We start from the raw sequence: 15,870 nt of genomic DNA on the forward strand, positions 1-15,870 counted from the left end.
CCCTTCCAGGCGCCCCGCAGGCTTTGTAAGGGAGGTCACGCGGATGAGATTGGCGGCGCCGGTCTGGTCCCGCCGCCGCTTCCCTGGCAGGCTCGGCTCCGCTCGCAGCCCAGCCATTCAAGGTGTCGTCACGCATGGTCCACGCCCCCGCCCGCCCGCCGGAGAACGCGCCCCCGGTGCGCATCAACCTCTATTCCGATACCCAGACCCGCCCGACCGCCGCCATGAAGGAGGCGATGATGCGGGCCGAGGTCGGCGACGAGCAGCATGGCGACGATCCCACCGTGCATGCGCTCTGCGACCGCATGGCGGCGCTGCTCGGCAAGGAGGCGGCGGTGTTCCTGCCGTCCGGCACCATGTGCAACGTGGTGGCCATCCTGACGCATTGCCGCAGCGGCGATGAGGTGGTGGCGCATGAGACCAGCCATATCCTGCACAGCGAGGGCGGCGCGCATGCCGCCTTCACCGGCGTGCAGATCATGCCGCTCAAAGGCGCCAAGGGCATGTTCACGGCCGAGGACCTCCGCGCCGCCATCCGCCCGCGCACCCGCTACACCCCGCCGCAACGGCTGCTGGAGGTGGAGCAGACCGCCAATATCGGCGGCGGCGCGGTCTGGCCGCTGGCGCAGCTCAACGCGGTGGCGGAGATCGCCCATGGCCAGGGCTGGGGCACGCATATGGACGGCGCCCGGCTGATGAATGCCTGCGTCGCCGCCGCGATCCCTCCCGCCGAGATGGTGGCGGGTTATGACAGCGTCTGGCTCGACTTCACCAAGGGGCTGGGTGCGCCGCTCGGCGCGGTGCTGGCGGGATCCTCGGAATTCATCGGCCAAGCCTGGCGCTGGAAGCAGCGGCTGGGCGGCTCCATGCGCCAGGCCGGGATCTGCGCCGCCGCCTGCCTTTACGCCTTGGACCACCATGTGGACCGGCTGGCGGAGGACCACGCCAATGCCAAGGCCCTGGCCCGCGGGCTGAGGCAGATCCCGGGCGTGGTGGTGGAGGAACCGGAGACCAACCTGGTCTTCTTCGATATCCGCGGCACCGGCCTGGACGTGGCGCGGCTGCAGGAGCGGCTGCGGATGCAAGGCATCATGATAAGCGGCCTCGGCGGCCGGGTGCGCGCCTGCCTGCACCTCGATGTGAGCGCGCCGATGGTGGAGGAGGCGGTGGCCGCCATCCGCGCCACCCTGGCCGCCGCCTGAGCACGCCGCCCCCCGCCACCACCCGGCGCCGGCTGCGCGGCGCGCGGGCGGAGGTGGCGGGCCGCGGTGGCGAGGATGCGGCCGCCGCGGCGCTGGTGCGGGAGGGTTGGACGGTACTCGCCCGCCGCGCCCGCACCCCGGCCGGCGAACTCGACCTGGTGGCGGAGCGGGAAGGGCTGCTGGCCTTCATTGAGGTCAAGGCGCGGCCGAGCCTAGCGGAGGCAGCCTTCGCACTTGGCCAGCGGCAGCGGGTGCGGCTGCTCGCCGCGGCCGAATGCTGGCTCGCGGAGAATCCCGGGCATGGGGCGGCGGGGATTCGCTTCGATGTGCTGCTGGTGGCGGCGGGTGGTGCGGTGCGGCGGATCGCCGATGCGTTCCGGCTTGGGGATGGCTGAGCGCCGACCCCTTTCACGACTCGGCGAGGCATGATGGGCAGCATGCCGTCCCGCGGCCTGGTGGGCGCATGCTGCCCCTGGTGCCCAGCCGGCCACGAGAGCCGGCGGGCGCCGGGAGGCCGAGACGATGACCCATCCTGTCCTGACCGGGCTCGCCCTGGCGGCGGGCCTCTCCCTCGTGCCGATGCCAACGGGCGCGCAGCAGCAACATGACCATGCCGGCCACGGGCCGGTGCTCGGGGAGGTGCATTTTCCCGTAAGCTGCACGCCCGAGGCCCAGGCCGCCTTCGACGAGGGAATGAAGCTGCAGCATTCCTTCTGGTACCAGGCGGCCGACGAGGTCTTCCGCCAGGTGCTGGAGCGGGACCCGGGTTGCGCCATGGCCCTCTGGGGGCGGGCGCTCGCGGTGCAGGACAATCCCTTCATCGTGCCGGGCATGCCGCTGCTGCGCCAGGCCCGCGCCTTCCTGGAGGAGGCTAGGCGCATCGGCCCGAAGACCGAGCGCGAGGCCGGCTTCATCGAGGCACTCTCGCTGCTTCACGCCGGCGACGATCCCGCCGGCCACCCGGCCCGGCGCGTACAGTATGCTGAGGCGATGGAGCGGCTGCATGCCCGCTTCCCGGACGACCCGGAGGTGGCCATCTATACCGCCCTGGCGCTCGCCGTCGCGGCCTCGCCCGCCGACAAGACCTACGCCCGCCAGCTCCGCGCCGCGGCGATCCTGGAGAGGGAGTTCGAGCGGCAGCCGCAGCATCCCGGCGTGGCGCACTACCTCATCCACGCCTACGACCTTCCCGCCCTGGCCGAGCGCGGCCTGCCTGCCGCCGAGCGGTATTCGCGCATTGCGGCCGATGCGCCGCATGCCCTCCACATGCCCTCACATATCTACACCCGGGTAGGCCGCTGGGAGGAATCGATCGAGGCGAACAGCCGCTCCGCCGCGACGGCACGCGCGAGGGAAGAGTTCCGCGACGAGATCCACGCGCTCGACTACCTCGTCTACGCCTATCTCCAGACCGGCCAGCCCGGAGCGGCCAGGCGCGTGCTCGACGATCTCGCGCGCTTCGCCAATTGGTCGCCTCCCGCGCCCATCCCCGCCGCTTATGGGCTGGCCGCGATGCAGGCGCGCTACGTGCTGGAGCGCGGTGCCTGGGAGGAGGCGGCGGCACTTGATACCCGGCTGTTCAACGCGCTCCAGGTTGACGCGATCACGCATTTCGCCCGCGCCATGGGCGCCGCGCGCGCCGGCCGGCCGGATGCGGCGGCGGCCGATATCGAGGCGCTGCGCGCGGCGGCCGCGGCTTTGCAGGGCCGCGATGCCTATTGGCAGGAACAGGTCGAGATCCAGCGGATCGCCGCCGAGGGCTGGGTCGCCTTCGCCCGCGGCGAGCGCGACCAGGGCCTCACCCTGCTGCGCGAGGCGGCGGAGCGCGAGGGCCGCACCGAGAAGCACCCCGTCACTCCGGGCCCGCTCGCCCCGGCGCGGGAGCAGGTGGCGGAGATGCTGCTGCTCATGGACCGCCCTGCCGAGGCGCAGCGCGAATTCGAGGCGGTGCAGCAGACCGAGCCGCGGCGCTTCCGGGCCGTCTACGGCGCCGGCCGCAGCGCCGAACTCGCCGGCGACCGGGAGGCGGCGCGCCGCTACTATGCGAACCTGCTGGAGATCGCGGCAAAGGCCGAGATGCCGCGGGCGGACCTCACCGCCGCACGGAACTGGCTGGACCGGAACTGAGGGGCGGCGGATCCAGGGGCGGAGCAGCATCAGCTATCTGGTGCTGCCCAGTCTCCCGGCACATCGCCTTGATCCCGCGCCACGAAGCCCGCCATGGTCTGGGCGTTTCTGGCCAACCAGCCGCCGGCCGCATCGAAGGGCGCGCCGGCCCGGATTTCCTGCAGGATGGCACCCTGCGCGCCCGCCGTTCCCGCATGCACGGCCGCGAGGTCGCGGCCCATCGCATGCAGCATTTCGGGCGCGACCAGCACGCCGGCCTTCTTCGCCTCGATCTTGCGGTTGTTCGGCGAGAGGCGGCGCACGGCCACCGCGTCACGCACCAGGAGATGCGGATCGGGCGCGCGATAGGGGCCGCGCGCCGCCTCCGCCAGCCGGCTGACGGACGGCCCCTGGGCACCGGCAGGAGCCCAGGCCGAGGGCAGGACGGCCTTCGCCTCGCGCAGGATGGGCCCGCCCTGCCAGAGCGCCTTGACCACCCAGCGCGGCCGGCCAAGGCTGCCGGCGCCCGCCACGCGCGGCCAGGGTCTGCCGGGCACCGCGTCTCGCGGCAGGGCCTCGGCCAATGCCGCCAGGATGCGTGGCGGCGGCGTGCCGAAAGGCCCCGCCGGCGGACTCATCTTCGCCCAAAACTCGCTGCGCTCCTCGTCCTCCACCATGGCGACCTGGGACCGCAGCCAGGCGAAATCGTGGTCCAGCACGATGGGCCGGGGGTCGCTGATGCCCTCGGCATAGCCGGCCATGAGGGCCACCGCGTCGTCCCGGGCGACCGAGGCGCCGGCCTGCCGCTTCGGCACGAGCAGGGCGCTCGTCGCCAGACGCAGCAGGTCGAGCGGCCATGGCATCACGGCGGCTTCGTCATAATCGTTCACGCCCCAGACGAGACGTCCTTCGGCATCGCGCCAGGTGCCGAAATTCTCCAGGTGCACGTCCCCCACGGCCAGCACCGGCGTGCCACCGAGTGCCGCCGGGCAGGCTGTCCCGACCGTCTCGGCCCAGCGCCAATAGGTTGCGCGGAGGAAGGTGAAGGCATTCTTCGCCATCTTCGCGCGCTTGCGCGCCAGGTCGGGCGAGGAGGTCTCGTCGCCAAGCTGCCCGCGGAGCCAGGTCTCATAGGCCTGGGTGGACGCGACAATGCCGCTCATGATCCCTCCCGGACCGGATGTCCGTCCCCGGGCAGGAATTGGCGGCGCCAGCGATGGCCGCCCTGGCCTCCAGCGGGAGGGGCGATTCTATCACCGCCGCTTCCGGGGCGGGGCCGGGCTCGGACCCGGCAGATCAAGACTCCTTGTGCCGCGGCCCGATCGCGTCGCGGGCCAGCGCCAGCGCCTCCGCTACCGTCGCCGCGCGCACCGCCGCGCGGTCGCCGGGGAAGACACGGCGGAGCACATGCGGCTCGGCACCGCGCCGGGCCGCGCCGATGAAGACGAGCCCGACCGGCTTGCCCGGCGTCGCGCCGCCCGGTCCGGCGATGCCGGTGCAGCTCAGCGCGAGATCGGCACCGCTGGCCCGCAGCGCGCCCTCCGCCATGGCGCGCGCCACCGCCTCGCTCACCGCGCCGAGATGCGCCAGCACCTCCGCCGGCACGCCGAGCATCTCCTGCTTCGCCTCGTTGGAATAGGTGACATAGCCGCGCGTCACCACGGCGGAGGAGCCGGGGATGGCGGTGAGCGCCGCGGCGATCAGCCCGCCGGTGCAGCTTTCCGCAGTGGTGAGCGTCAGGCCGCGCGCTTCCAGTCGGGCCAGCAGGTCGCGGGCGGCATCGAGGGTCGATTGCGGCAGCATCAGAGGGTGCCTCCGGGCCAGAGCAGGCGCAGCAGCAGCAGGGCGGCGGCGGCCATGGCGCCGGCGAGCAGGTCGTCCAGCATCACCCAGGCGGTGCCCTTGCGCCGGTCCGCCCAGCCCACCGGGCCGAGCTTCAGGATATCGAAGAAGCGGAACAGGGCGAAACCTGCCACCACCCAGAGCCAGGGTGCGCCGGCCGGCACCAGGCTGAGCGCCAGCAATTGCCCTGCGCCCTCGTCGATGACGATCCAGCCGGGATCATGCGCTGCACCCTCCCGCGCCAGGGAGGCCACCGCCCAGAGCCCCGCCAGCAGCAGCAGCACCGAGAGGCCGAGGCAGGCCGCCGGTCCGAGCCAGGCCGCCGGCAGCACCATGGCCGAGGCCCAGGTGCCGGGCGCCGGCCGGATCAGCCCGATGCCGCCAAGCGTCGCCACCGCCCGCGCCAGAGTCATGGCAGCGCCGCCAGGAAGCGGTCGAGCGCGAGCAGCGAGGCCGGCTCCATCAGTGTCGGCGCATGGCCGATGCCGGGCAGCGGGACCACCGCCATGTCCGGCCGCGCCGCGCGCATCCGGGCCACCGTCGCGGCCGAGAGCAGGGCGCTCTCCTGGCCCCAGAACAGCAGCAGCGGCACCGCCTCCAGCGCGCCGAACAGGGGCCAGGATTCGGCAGGTTCGGCGGCGGGTGGCGCCATGCCCTGGATGATGCGGGTGTCCCAGCGGGGATGCCAGCGCCCATCCGCGCCGCGCGCATAGGTGGTCTCGGCCACCGCCCGCCAGCCGGGCTCCGGGATGCCGAGCGAGGGCAGGGTGCGGCGGAGGAAGGCAATGGCCTCCTCGATACTGCCGAAGGCAGGGTCGCGCCCGATGAATTCGCGCACGAGTTCGAGCCCCCCCCCGGCTCCAGCCGCGGCCCGGTGTCGTTCAGCGCCAGCCCCGCCAGGCAGCCCGGCCGCAGCACACCGAGCGCCATGCCGAGCATCCCGCCGAAGCTGGTGCCGAGCAGTGCCACCCGGTGCAGGTGCAGCGCCGCCATGGCATCCAGCAGGTCGCGCAGCGTCGTCTCGGTGCGGTAGCGGGCGGGGTCGGCGGCGCGGCCACTCTCGCCGTGCCCGGCATAGTCCAGCGCCACCACCCGGCGATGGTGGCGGTGGCGCAGCGCGACGCCGGTGAAGTCGAGCGCGGTGCGGGCGATGCCGGGCAGGCAGAGCAGCGGCGTGCGGCCCTCCCCGCCGGGCGGCCCCGCCCAGTCGAGCGCGGCAAGGACCAGCCCGTCCCGGGCGCTGAAGCGGCGCTGTCGGGGTTGCATGGTTCAGCCGGGCAGGGGGCGCAGCCAGCGGGTCATCGGGTGTTCCCGCCCCGCCGCCTCGGCGTCGCGGGCGCGGTAGATGGCCATGTTCTCGATCACCCGCTGGACGTAATTGCGCGTCTCGCCGAAGGGAATCATCTCCATCCAGTCCAGCATGGCGATGGAGCCGTCGCGCGGGTCGCCATAGGTGCCGAGCCATTCCTCCACCCGTCCCGGCCCGGCATTATAGGCGGCAACGGCCAGCGGCAGCGCATCGCTGAAGCGCGCGAGCATCTGCTCCAGATAGCCGGCGCCGAGGCGCATGTTGTGGCCGGGGTCGCTGGTCAGCATGGCGGTCTGGTGCCGCAGCCCGAGCCGCTTCGCCACCGATTGCGCGGTGGCCGGCAGCAGTTGCATCAATCCGCGGGCATTGGAGGAGGAGACCGCCTCGGGGTCGAAATTGCTTTCCTGCCGGGTCACGGCATGGATCAGCGCGGGCTCCGGCTGCGCGGCGGCGCCGAGCGGCGATTGCCCATAGGGGGTGGGCCAGCCCTCCTGCAGTAGCATCAGCCCGGCGGCGCCGGCGCGACGCACCACCCAGACCGCATGGTCCGGCCGGCTGCTGCGGGCGGCGAGCCGGGCCACCAGCGCCTTCTCCTCCGGCCCTTCCGCCAGTTCCTCCAGCCGCAGCAGGAATTGCCGGGCGCGACGGCCCTCGCCGATCGCGTCCAGCGCCGGCACCATGCGGGCCAGTTCGGTATTCGCCAGGGCCCGGGCCTCGGCGGCGCTGGTTTCGGGCGGCGGCGTGCGGGCGATGCGAGCGGAGAGCGCGGCGCCGTCCTCGCCCAGTGCCAGCGCGGCAAGCTGGCCATAGAAGGCGAGGGGAAAGGCGGCAGCGGCGGCGAAACGCTCGCGCGCTCGGGCCTCGGCGCCTTGGGCCGCCGCGGCACGTCCCTGCCAGTAGAGGCTGCGGGCGCGGGTGATGACGCTGCGGCTGCCCTCGGCCAGGCGCAGGAAATGCCGCTCCGCCGCGGCCGGGTCCTCCAGCCGCCGCAGGGCGATGAAGCCGGCCAGGAACTCGGCCTCCTGCCGCGGCTCGCCGGGCTCTGCGATGCCGTGCCCGGCGGCCAGGGCATAGGCGGTGCGGGCGTCACCCAGGTGGAGCAGCTTGCGCGACAGGATCTGGCGCTCGGCCCAGATCCTACGGATCGCCTCCGGCGGCAGGGGCGCCCGGAGCGCGGCCCAGGCGGCGGCGGCTTCGGCATCCTGTTCGCGCCGGCGCAGCCAGCGGGCGCGTTCCAGGGTGAGGCCGGGATCGCCCGGCGCGGCGGCGGCGCGGGCCGGGGTATCCGCATCCGCCCGATCAGAGGCGTAGTCGAGCCGCGCCGCCGCGATGCCCTGTCGGGCCGGGTCGAGGAAGCCCAGCACCCGGCCGGCCGCGGCATTCTCCCGCGCGAAAGCGAGCCGGTCGAAGCGGTGCCAATGCGCCTCCGGCGTCAGCAACGCCTGGTTGCGTTCCAGGAAGCCGGGCTCGGCAATGGCGTCGGCAGGGGCCTCGGCCCAGCCGGTGCGGAGGACGGTGGCGGCATTGGCGTCGCGGCCGGCGCGCGCGAGGGCATCGGCCAGGCGCTGATAGCCCTCCAAGGAGCGGGGCGCGCGGGCGGCGAACCATTCCAGGGCGAGGGCGTCATCCGGCTCCGTGGCCAGGGCCTCCTCGGCCCGGCGGGTCAGGGCGATCTGGCCCGGCCAGTCCGGATTGGCGAGGGCGAAGGCCAGGATTTCGGCCGCGGTCGCGCCGCTGCCGCGGGATTGCAGGCGCATCCAGGCGACCAGCTTGCAGATCAGCGGATCGGCGCCTTCAGCGACGGCCATGGCCTCCGGCCAGCGCCCGGCATTGGCCAGGGCGACGGCTTGGCGCCCGGCAGCCTGCTGCCCGGTGGTCGGGATGGCCGGCATCGAGGCGCGCGGCTGGGCCCGCGCGGCCGGGGCCAGCAGGCCAAGGGGCGGCAGTATGGCCAGGGGAAGGCGGAACAGGGAGCGGCGGCGCATCCGGGAGTTGTAGCCGATGCCGCCCCCGCCTGTCCCGTTCCGCGCTCAGGCTGTCGCAACCCTTGCCGCTGGCCCTTCCGGCCACTAGCTTGGCGGTCCCTGGCCGCTGGCATGCCGCGCCCTTCCGCGCAGATCCGTCCCGCCGGGCCAGCCAATCCAGGTGCCGGAGGAACGCAGGCAATGTTCAAGGGATCGATGGTCGCGCTGATCACGCCGATGCGTGCCGACGGGTCCATGGACGAGAAAGCATTCCAGGACCTGGTCGAGTGGCAGATCGGCGAGGGTACCGAGGGGCTGGTCCCGGTCGGCACCACCGGCGAGAGCCCGACGCTGACGCATGCCGAGCACAAGCGCGTGGTGGAGATGTGCGTCGAAGCGGCGCGCGGCCGGGTGCCCGTCATCGCCGGCACCGGCAGCAACAGCACCGCCGAGGCGATCGACTTCACCCGCCATGCCCGCAAGGCGGGTGCCGATGCCTGCCTGGTGGTGACGCCCTATTACAACAAGCCGACGCAGGAGGGGATGTACCTGCATTTCAAGGCCATCGCCGATGCGGTGGACCTGCCTGTCATCATCTACAACATCCCGCCCCGCAGCGTGATCGACATGAGCGTCGAGACCATGGCGCGGCTGGCGAAGCACCCGAACATCGTCGGCGTGAAGGACGCGACCGCCAACCTGGCGCGGCCTCTGCACACGCGCCGTGCCTGTGGCGAGGATTTCTCGCAATTGTCGGGCGAGGACCATACCGCGCTCGCCTTCAATGCCGCGGGCGGGCATGGCTGCATCAGCGTGACGGCCAATGTGGCGCCGCGGCTCTGCGCCGATATGCAGCGGGCCTGGCGCGGCGGCCGGCTGGCCGAGGCCATGGAGATCCAGGACCGGCTGCTGCCGCTGCATGACGCGCTCTTCGCCGAAACCTCCCCCGGCCCGGTGAAATACGCCGCCTCTCTGCTCGGCAAGGGCACCGAGCATTGCCGCCTGCCGCTGGCGCCCGCCAGCGATGCGACCAAGGCGCGGGTGCGGGACGCGATGGTCTCGTCCGGCCTCCTGAACTGAGATCATGGCAGAGAAAAAGAAGAAGACGCTCATCTCGCACGGCATCGCGGCGCAGAACCGCCGGGCCCGCTACGACTACACGATCGGCGACACCATTGAGGCCGGGCTGATGCTGGTGGGGCCCGAGGTCAAGTCGCTCCGCGCCGGCCGCGCCAGCCTGAGCGAGGCCTGGGCCGGCGAGCGGAACGGCGAGTTGTGGCTGTTCAACGCGCATATCCCGGAATGGCAGGCCGGCAGCACGGTCGCGAAATTCGAGCCGCTGCGGCCGCGCAAGCTGCTGCTGCACCGGAAGCAGGTGCGGGAGCTCACCGGCACCGTCGCGCGGGACGGCACCACGCTGGTGCCGCTGCAGATCCACTTCAACGACCGCGGCCGCGCCAAGGTGCTGCTCGGCCTGGCCGAGGGACGGAAGAAGCACGACAAGCGGGCGGCGATCGCGGCGCGCGACTGGCAGCGCGACAAGGCGCGGCTGATGCGGGACCGGGGGTAGGGGCCTGCGCCGCTGGCACCTGGGCCGGAGAGGAAATGCGCATGGGCGACGAGGATGCGGTGCCCCTGACCGGGCGGCTGAAGGACAAGCTGATCGAGGCCAAGCAGGACTGGGCCCGGAAGGGTCGGCTGCTGACCGGCACCAGGCTGGACCCCGCGCGCGATCGCCTGCCGCCCGGCCAGACCCTGGTGCGGGACTGGCCGGTGCTCGACCTCGGCGTGCAACCCGATGTCTCCCGGGAGAAATGGCGGCTGCGGCTGGAAGGCCAGGTGGAGGCGCCGCTCCGGCTCGACTGGGAGGCCTTCATGGCGCTGCCGCAGACCGAAGCGGTGGGCGACATCCACTGCGTCACCCAATGGAGCCGCTACGACAACCGCTGGCAAGGGGTGCGCGCGGTGGATCTGCTGGCCCTGGCACGGCCCCGGCAGGCGGCGCGCTTCGTCGGCTTCACCAGCTATGACGGCTACACCACCAATGTGCCGATGGAGGAATTCGCCCGCGAGGAGGTGCTGCTGGCGCATAGCTGGGAGGGCCTGCCGCTGACCCGCCAGCATGGCGGGCCGGTGCGGGTGGTGATCCCGCGGCTCTATTTCTGGAAGAGCCCGAAATGGGTGACGCGGATCGAATTGCTGGGCGCCGACCGCCCCGGCTTCTGGGAGGTCCGCGGCTACCACAACAACGGCGATCCCTGGGCGGAGGAGCGCTACGGCTAGGCCGGGGCGCCGACGCGCCGTACCGCCTCGGCCACCACCGCCTCGAACATTTCCGGTGTCAGGCGGCGCGTCGAGGTGTTGTAGCGGCTGACATGATAGCTGTCGGCCAGCAGCAACCCGTCCGGCAGCGCATGCACCGCGCCATGCGTGAAGCGGCGGTGGCTGGCGGGCAGGCCGGCGGCGCGCAGCAGCGCCGCATGCGCCAGCACGCCGAGCGCCAATACCAGGCGCAGGCGTGGCATGGCGATCAGTTCGCCCCGCAGGAACTGGTTGCAGGTCTTGATCTCCGCCGGCACCGGCAGGTTGGCGGGAGGCACGCAGCGCACCGCGTTGGAGACGCGGCAGCCGGTCAGCTCCATCCCGTCATCCGGCCGCTCCGCATAGGTGCCGCGGGCCAGGCCGAATTTCAGCAGGGTGGCATAGAGCAGCTTTCCTGCATGGTCGCCGGTGAAGGGCCGGCCGGTGCGGTTGGCGCCGCGCTGCCCCGGCGCCATGCCGAGCACCAGGATCGGCGCATCGGGCGGCCCCCAGGAAGGCACCGGGGCATTGTGCCAGTCCGGGAAGGCGGCGCGGTTCGCCTGCCGCAGCGCCACCAGGCGCGGGCAGAGCGGGCAGTCCCGGCCGGGCTGGGGGGGCTTCCGCCTCGGTCATGCGGCGGCCCTATTCGGGAAGATCCTGCGCCTCCCGGAAGGGCTCGGCCGGGGTTGCCCGGATCGCGCCATGGGAGGGGCCGGCGCCGCGGCCGGCGCCCTGGGAGGCGCGGGGCCGCTGCTCCACCTGGCGCCGGGTGATGTGGTCGGCGAGGTCGGCGAGGTCGAGGAAGGCATCCGCCTGCCGGCGCAATTCGTCGGCGATCATCGCCGGCTGGCTGCGGATGGTGGAGATCACCGTCACGCGCACGCCGCGCCGTTGCACGGATTCCACCAGCCGCCGGAGGTCGCCATCGCCGGAGAACAGCACGACATGGTCGAGATGCGGGGCGAGGTCGAGCACATCCACCGCCATTTCGATATCGACGCTGCCCTTCACCCGCCGCCGCCCGGTGGCATCGGTGAACTCCTTGGCCGGCTTGGTCACCACCGAATAGCCGTTGTAGCCGAGCCAATCCACCAGCGGCCGCAACGGCGAATATTCATCGGTCTCCAGCAGGGCCGTATAGTAGTAGGCGCGGACCAGATAGGCGCGCTCCCGGAAATGCCCGAGCAGGTTCTTGTAGTCCACGTCGAAGCCCAGGGTGCGGGAGGCGGCGTAGAGGTTGGCGCCGTCAATGAAGATGGCGATGCGTTCAGGCCGGTCAGCAGGCAATGGCGTCACTCTCAAAATGCGGTTCGAAACTGATCCGAAAGGACAATAGGGGAAAATTGCCGAGTCGTAAGCGAAAAAACATCATCCTCATCGCGCTCGGCGCGAATTTGCCGGCTCCCGATGGCGCCTCACCCCTGGAAACCTGCCGTCGCGCCACCGTGGTGCTGGATGGCCTGATGGGATTGCGCCTGGTGGCCATTTCGCAATGGTATAGCACGATTCCGGTCCCGCCACTCCCCGGTGCACCCTGTTACGTAAACGGAGTGGCTCGGCTGGAGGTTCCCGCCGGCGGCAAGCTGCCGGACCCGGCCGCGCTGCTCGGCGCGCTGCAGGCGCTGGAGCAGCGGGCGGGGCGGGAACGGCCCTTTCCCAATGCGCCGCGCAGCCTCGACCTCGACCTGATCGATTGCGGCGGGATGGTGCGGCCGGGGCCGGACCCGGTCCTGCCGCATCCGCGGGCGCATCTCCGTCGCTTCGTGCTGCAGCCGCTGGCCGATGTCGCGCCAGGCTGGCGGCATCCGGTGCTGGGCCGGAGCGTTGAGGCGCTGCTGGCGGCGCTGCCGGAGGTGGACCTGCCGCGGCCGATCGGCGAATAGGCCGATGCCATGTGCTGCGCCGTGGCAAGGCGCTTGCACAAGCTGCCCCTGGTGGCTATCTGAAAGGTTCACCAGCCATCTGCTGTGCTGCCGGCCCGTCCGGACCGGCACGCCCGAACCGTCACGAGGCCGTCATGGCGCGCGTTACCGTTGAAGACTGCATCATCCAGATCCCCAACCGGTTCGAGTTGGTGCTGCTCGCCGCCCAGCGGGCCCGCAATATCGGCCGTGGCGAGGAATTGACCCTCGACCGCGACAACGACAAGAACCCCGTCGTGGCGCTGCGCGAGATCGCCGACCAGACCATCGACCTCGGTTCGGTCGAGGCGGATCTCATCAAGTCCCTGCAGCGGGCGCCCGAGCCCGAGCCGGCGGAGGAGGAGGTGCTCGACCTCATCGCCACCGACGAGAACATCTTCGGCGTCATGGATGTGAACGAGGATCTGCCCGTCGAGGGCCAGGGCCTCGAGGACATGTCACCCGATGATATCGAGGCCGCGATCGCAGCCGAGCTGGGCGGCGGCGGCCGCCGCTGAGTCGCAGCCCTTGACCACGCGCGCCACCGGGCCCCTCGACGCCCCGGCGGCGCGCGCGCCTGAAGGGCCGGCATCGGCGGTCCCCGCGGCCACCGCGCCGCCCGGCCTGGACGAGGCCCTGGCGCTGGCCCACCGCGTCGCCGCCTATGATCCCCGCACCGATATCGCTTGGCTGGAACGTGCCGGCAGGCTCGCCGCCGAGGCGCACGCGAACCAGACGCGGGAGAACGGCGAGCCCTATATCACCCACCCGCTCGCCGTCGCCGGCATCCTGGCCGATTACCGGCTGGATGGCGCCACCATCGCCACCGCGCTGCTGCACGATGTCGCGGAGGATACTGCGGTCGGGCTGAAGGAGATCGAGCGGCTCTTCGGGTCCGAGGTGGCCCGGCTGGTGGATGGCGTCACCAAGCTGACGCGCATCGAGTTGCAGAGCGAGCGCACCAAGCAGGCGGAGAACCTCCGCAAGCTGGTCCTGGCGATGAGCGAGGACATCCGCGTCCTGCTGGTGAAGCTCGCCGACCGGCTGCACAACATGCGCACCCTGCATTTCGTGCCGCAGCCGGAGCGGCGGCGCAAGACGGCGCGCGAGACGCTGGAGATCTTCACCCCGCTCGCCGAACGCATCGGCATGGATGCGCTGAAGACCGAGTTGGAGACGCTGGCCTTCCAGGAACTGCATCCGGAGGCGCGGCAGACCATCGCCGCGCGCCTGACCTTCCTGCGCGGCCAGGGTGCCGACCTGATCCGTGAGATCGAGCGGGATCTGAAGCGCGTGCTGGCCTCGCACGAGGTGACGGCGCTGGATGTGGTGGGGCGGGAGAAGTCGCCCTATTCCATCTGGCGCAAGATGCAGAAGAAGAATGTGGGCTTCGAGGCGCTCTCCGACGTCATGGCCTTCCGCGTCATCGTCGAGGGACGGGCGCAGTGCTACGCGGCGCTCGGTGCGGTGCACGACGCCTATCGCGTGGTTCCCGGCCGTTTCAAGGACTATATCAGCACGCCGAAATCGAACGGCTACCAGAGCCTGCATACCGGCGTGACGGTGCCGGAGCGGCGCAACGCCAAGATCGAGGTGCAGATCCGCACCCGCGAGATGCACGAGGTGGCGGAATACGGCGTCGCCGCGCATTGGATCTACAAGCAGGGCACCGAGGCGGAAGCCGCCGCCGGCAAGGCCCGCAAGCGTTACCCCTGGGTGCGGGCGCTGCTCGACATCCTGGAGAATGCAGAGGGGCCGCAGGACTTCCTCGACCACACCAAGCTCGAACTGCACCGCGACCTGGTCTTCTGCTTCTCGCCCAAGGGCGACCTGATCGAGCTGCCGCGCGGCGCCACGCCGATCGACTTCGCCTATGAGGTGCACAGCCAGGTCGGCGATACCTGCGTCGGCGCCAAGGTCAACGGCAAGATCGTGCCGCTGCGGGCGCAGCTCGAGAATGGCGACCAGGTGGAGATCATCACCGCGCGCGGCGGCACGCCGAACCCGGCCTGGGAACGCTTCGTCGTCACCGGCAAGGCGCGTGCCCGCATCCGCCGCTTCGTGCATGCCAGGCAGCGCCAGGAACACCAGGAAAGCGGCCGCGCCGCCATCGCCAAGGCCTTCCGCCAGGAGGGGCTGGACTTCTCCGAGAAGCTGCTGGAAGGCGCGCTGAAGGCCCTGAAACAGCCGGGCGTCGAGGAGGTCTATACTGCGGTTGGCGCCGGCTCGCTCTCGCCGCGGGAGGTGCTGCATGCGGCGGTGCCGGAACTGCGCATTCCGCCGCGCGCGGTCGATCCCATCGCGCTCGGGCGGCCGCGCGGGCGGATCGGCGCCGGGCCGCTGCTGTCCAAATCCGACCGGCCGGGGCTGCGCCCGGGGGTGCATGCCGGGCTGCCGGTCACCGGGCTGGTCAGCGGCATGCCCTACCACTTCGCCGGCTGCTGCCATCCGCTTCCCGGCGAGCGCATCATCGGCATCGTCACGACCGGCAAGGGGGTGACCATCCACGCTGCGGATTGCCACACGCTCGAGAATTTCTCGCAGACGCCGGAGCGTTTCCTCGACATCGAATGGGACGAGACGGCTTCCGGCGGCCGCATCGGGCGCATCATCGTCGAGACCCGCAACCGCCCCTCCGCGCTGGCCTGCCTCACCGATGCGGTGGCGCAGCAGGACGGCACCATCACCGGCCTTCGCGTGGTCAGCCGCGATGCCGATTCCTGCGAGGTGGCGCTGGATGTGGAAGTGACCGACCTCCGCCACCTGGAGCGGATCATGGCCAGCCTGCGGGCGCCCGCGGACAACCTGCGGGTGGAGCGGGCGCGCGGATGATCCTCGGCATCGGCAATGACACGGTGGATATCCGCCGCATCGAACGCACCCTGGAACGCCATGGCGAGCGCTTCCTGGAACGCGTCTTCACGCCGCTGGAACGCGCCAAGGCGGAGCGCCGCACCGAACGCATCCGCGCCGCCACCTATGCCAAGCGTTTCGCGGCGAAGGAGGCGGCATCCAAGGCGCTCGGCACCGGCTTCCGCGCTGGCGTCTTCTTCCGCGACCTCGGCGTGGTCAATCTCCGCAGCGGCCAGCCGACGCTGCACCTCACCGGCGGCGCCGCGGCGCGGCTGGCGGCCATCACCCCGCCGGGGCACCAGGCGCAGGTGGCGCTCACCATGACGGATGAATACCCCTATGCCAGCGCGGTGGTGGTGATCTCCGCGGTGCCGCTGGTGGGCTGACCCCGG

At 71.8% G+C, this 15,870-nt stretch carries 17 protein-coding genes; 10 read left to right on the forward strand and 7 right to left on the reverse strand.

Annotated features, from left to right (window positions below):
- Nucleotides 1-134 precede the first annotated feature (134 nt).
- From KSF81_RS14755 to KSF81_RS14765, 3 genes are all read left to right on the forward strand, one after another.
- Nucleotides 135-1,202: a low specificity L-threonine aldolase gene (locus KSF81_RS14755; protein ID WP_217379642.1), complete on the forward strand. Its 1,068-nt coding sequence runs from the start codon at nucleotides 135-137 to the stop codon at nucleotides 1,200-1,202.
- A 53-nt stretch (nucleotides 1,203-1,255) separates the two neighbouring features.
- A complete protein-coding gene (locus tag KSF81_RS14760) occupies nucleotides 1,256-1,597 on the forward strand; it encodes a YraN family protein (protein WP_309139565.1) in 342 nt (113 codons plus the stop codon).
- Between the two features lie 127 nt (nucleotides 1,598-1,724).
- A complete protein-coding gene (locus KSF81_RS14765; protein ID WP_217379643.1) occupies nucleotides 1,725-3,329 on the forward strand; it encodes a lipopolysaccharide assembly protein LapB in 1,605 nt (534 codons plus the stop codon).
- A gap of 29 nt (nucleotides 3,330-3,358) precedes the next feature.
- On the opposite strand, the gene KSF81_RS14770 is transcribed toward KSF81_RS14765, so the two are convergent.
- The 5 genes from KSF81_RS14770 to KSF81_RS14790 all read right to left on the reverse strand — a co-directional run bounded on the left by KSF81_RS14770 (nucleotide 3,359) and on the right by KSF81_RS14790 (nucleotide 8,444).
- Nucleotides 3,359-4,471 carry a DUF2252 family protein gene (locus tag KSF81_RS14770; RefSeq protein WP_217379644.1) on the reverse strand — a complete coding sequence of 371 codons (1,113 nt, stop codon included), beginning with the start codon at nucleotides 4,469-4,471 and terminating at the stop codon, nucleotides 3,359-3,361.
- A gap of 133 nt (nucleotides 4,472-4,604) precedes the next feature.
- Nucleotides 4,605-5,111 (reverse strand): CinA family protein, encoded by a 507-nt coding sequence (locus tag KSF81_RS14775; protein ID WP_217379645.1) that lies wholly within the window; start codon nucleotides 5,109-5,111, stop codon nucleotides 4,605-4,607.
- Entirely contained in the window at nucleotides 5,111-5,563 is a 453-nt protein-coding gene (locus KSF81_RS14780) for a phosphatidylglycerophosphatase A (protein ID WP_217379646.1), read from the reverse strand. Before KSF81_RS14780 ends, KSF81_RS14775 begins: the two co-directional genes overlap by 1 nt.
- A gap of 49 nt (nucleotides 5,564-5,612) precedes the next feature.
- Nucleotides 5,613-6,416: an alpha/beta fold hydrolase gene (locus KSF81_RS32160; protein WP_217379647.1), complete on the reverse strand. Its 804-nt coding sequence runs from the start codon at nucleotides 6,414-6,416 to the stop codon at nucleotides 5,613-5,615.
- 3 nt (nucleotides 6,417-6,419) lie between these two features.
- Nucleotides 6,420-8,444 carry a lytic transglycosylase domain-containing protein gene (locus KSF81_RS14790; RefSeq protein WP_217379648.1) on the reverse strand — a complete coding sequence of 675 codons (2,025 nt, stop codon included), beginning with the start codon at nucleotides 8,442-8,444 and terminating at the stop codon, nucleotides 6,420-6,422.
- Nucleotides 8,445-8,624: 180 nt separating this feature from the next.
- Here KSF81_RS14790 and dapA point away from each other — a divergent pair, with 180 nt between their 5' ends.
- From dapA to KSF81_RS14805, 3 genes are read left to right on the forward strand one after another with little or no spacing between them, the layout of a single operon-like run.
- Nucleotides 8,625-9,503: a 4-hydroxy-tetrahydrodipicolinate synthase gene (gene dapA, locus KSF81_RS14795; protein ID WP_217379649.1), complete on the forward strand. Its 879-nt coding sequence runs from the start codon at nucleotides 8,625-8,627 to the stop codon at nucleotides 9,501-9,503.
- A 4-nt stretch (nucleotides 9,504-9,507) separates the two neighbouring features.
- Nucleotides 9,508-9,993 (forward strand): SsrA-binding protein SmpB, encoded by a 486-nt coding sequence (gene smpB, locus KSF81_RS14800; protein WP_217379650.1) that lies wholly within the window; start codon nucleotides 9,508-9,510, stop codon nucleotides 9,991-9,993.
- Between the two features lie 41 nt (nucleotides 9,994-10,034).
- Nucleotides 10,035-10,706: a sulfite oxidase-like oxidoreductase gene (locus KSF81_RS14805; RefSeq protein ID WP_217379651.1), complete on the forward strand. Its 672-nt coding sequence runs from the start codon at nucleotides 10,035-10,037 to the stop codon at nucleotides 10,704-10,706.
- On the opposite strand, the gene KSF81_RS14810 is transcribed toward KSF81_RS14805, so the two are convergent.
- Nucleotides 10,703-11,299 (reverse strand): uracil-DNA glycosylase, encoded by a 597-nt coding sequence (locus tag KSF81_RS14810; protein ID WP_309139566.1) that lies wholly within the window; start codon nucleotides 11,297-11,299, stop codon nucleotides 10,703-10,705. The genes KSF81_RS14805 and KSF81_RS14810 overlap by 4 nt on opposite strands.
- A 67-nt stretch (nucleotides 11,300-11,366) precedes the next feature.
- Nucleotides 11,367-12,020, reverse strand: a complete 654-nt coding sequence (locus KSF81_RS14815; protein ID WP_375293330.1) for an NYN domain-containing protein — start codon at nucleotides 12,018-12,020, stop codon at nucleotides 11,367-11,369.
- On the opposite strand from KSF81_RS14815, the gene folK reads away from it, so the two are divergent.
- From folK to acpS, 4 genes are all read left to right on the forward strand, one after another.
- Nucleotides 12,011-12,607, forward strand: coding sequence for a 2-amino-4-hydroxy-6-hydroxymethyldihydropteridine diphosphokinase (folK, locus tag KSF81_RS14820; RefSeq protein ID WP_217379653.1), 597 nt, complete (start codon nucleotides 12,011-12,013; stop codon nucleotides 12,605-12,607). The two genes, KSF81_RS14815 and folK, sit on opposite strands and share 10 nt — an antisense overlap.
- A gap of 134 nt (nucleotides 12,608-12,741) precedes the next feature.
- Nucleotides 12,742-13,143 carry a DNA-directed RNA polymerase subunit omega gene (gene rpoZ / locus KSF81_RS14825; RefSeq protein WP_217379654.1) on the forward strand — a complete coding sequence of 134 codons (402 nt, stop codon included), beginning with the start codon at nucleotides 12,742-12,744 and terminating at the stop codon, nucleotides 13,141-13,143.
- Nucleotides 13,091-15,457 carry a bifunctional (p)ppGpp synthetase/guanosine-3',5'-bis(diphosphate) 3'-pyrophosphohydrolase gene (locus tag KSF81_RS14830; RefSeq protein WP_217379655.1) on the forward strand — a complete coding sequence of 789 codons (2,367 nt, stop codon included), beginning with the start codon at nucleotides 13,091-13,093 and terminating at the stop codon, nucleotides 15,455-15,457. The genes rpoZ and KSF81_RS14830 overlap by 53 nt, the downstream gene beginning before the upstream one ends.
- Nucleotides 15,454-15,864, forward strand: a complete 411-nt coding sequence (gene acpS, locus KSF81_RS14835) for a holo-ACP synthase (RefSeq protein WP_217379656.1) — start codon at nucleotides 15,454-15,456, stop codon at nucleotides 15,862-15,864. The genes KSF81_RS14830 and acpS overlap by 4 nt, the downstream gene beginning before the upstream one ends.
- Nucleotides 15,865-15,870 lie beyond the last annotated feature (6 nt).

It is taken from the genome of Siccirubricoccus sp. G192 (genome assembly GCF_019084075.1).
Classification (GTDB): domain Bacteria; phylum Pseudomonadota; class Alphaproteobacteria; order Acetobacterales; family Acetobacteraceae; genus G192.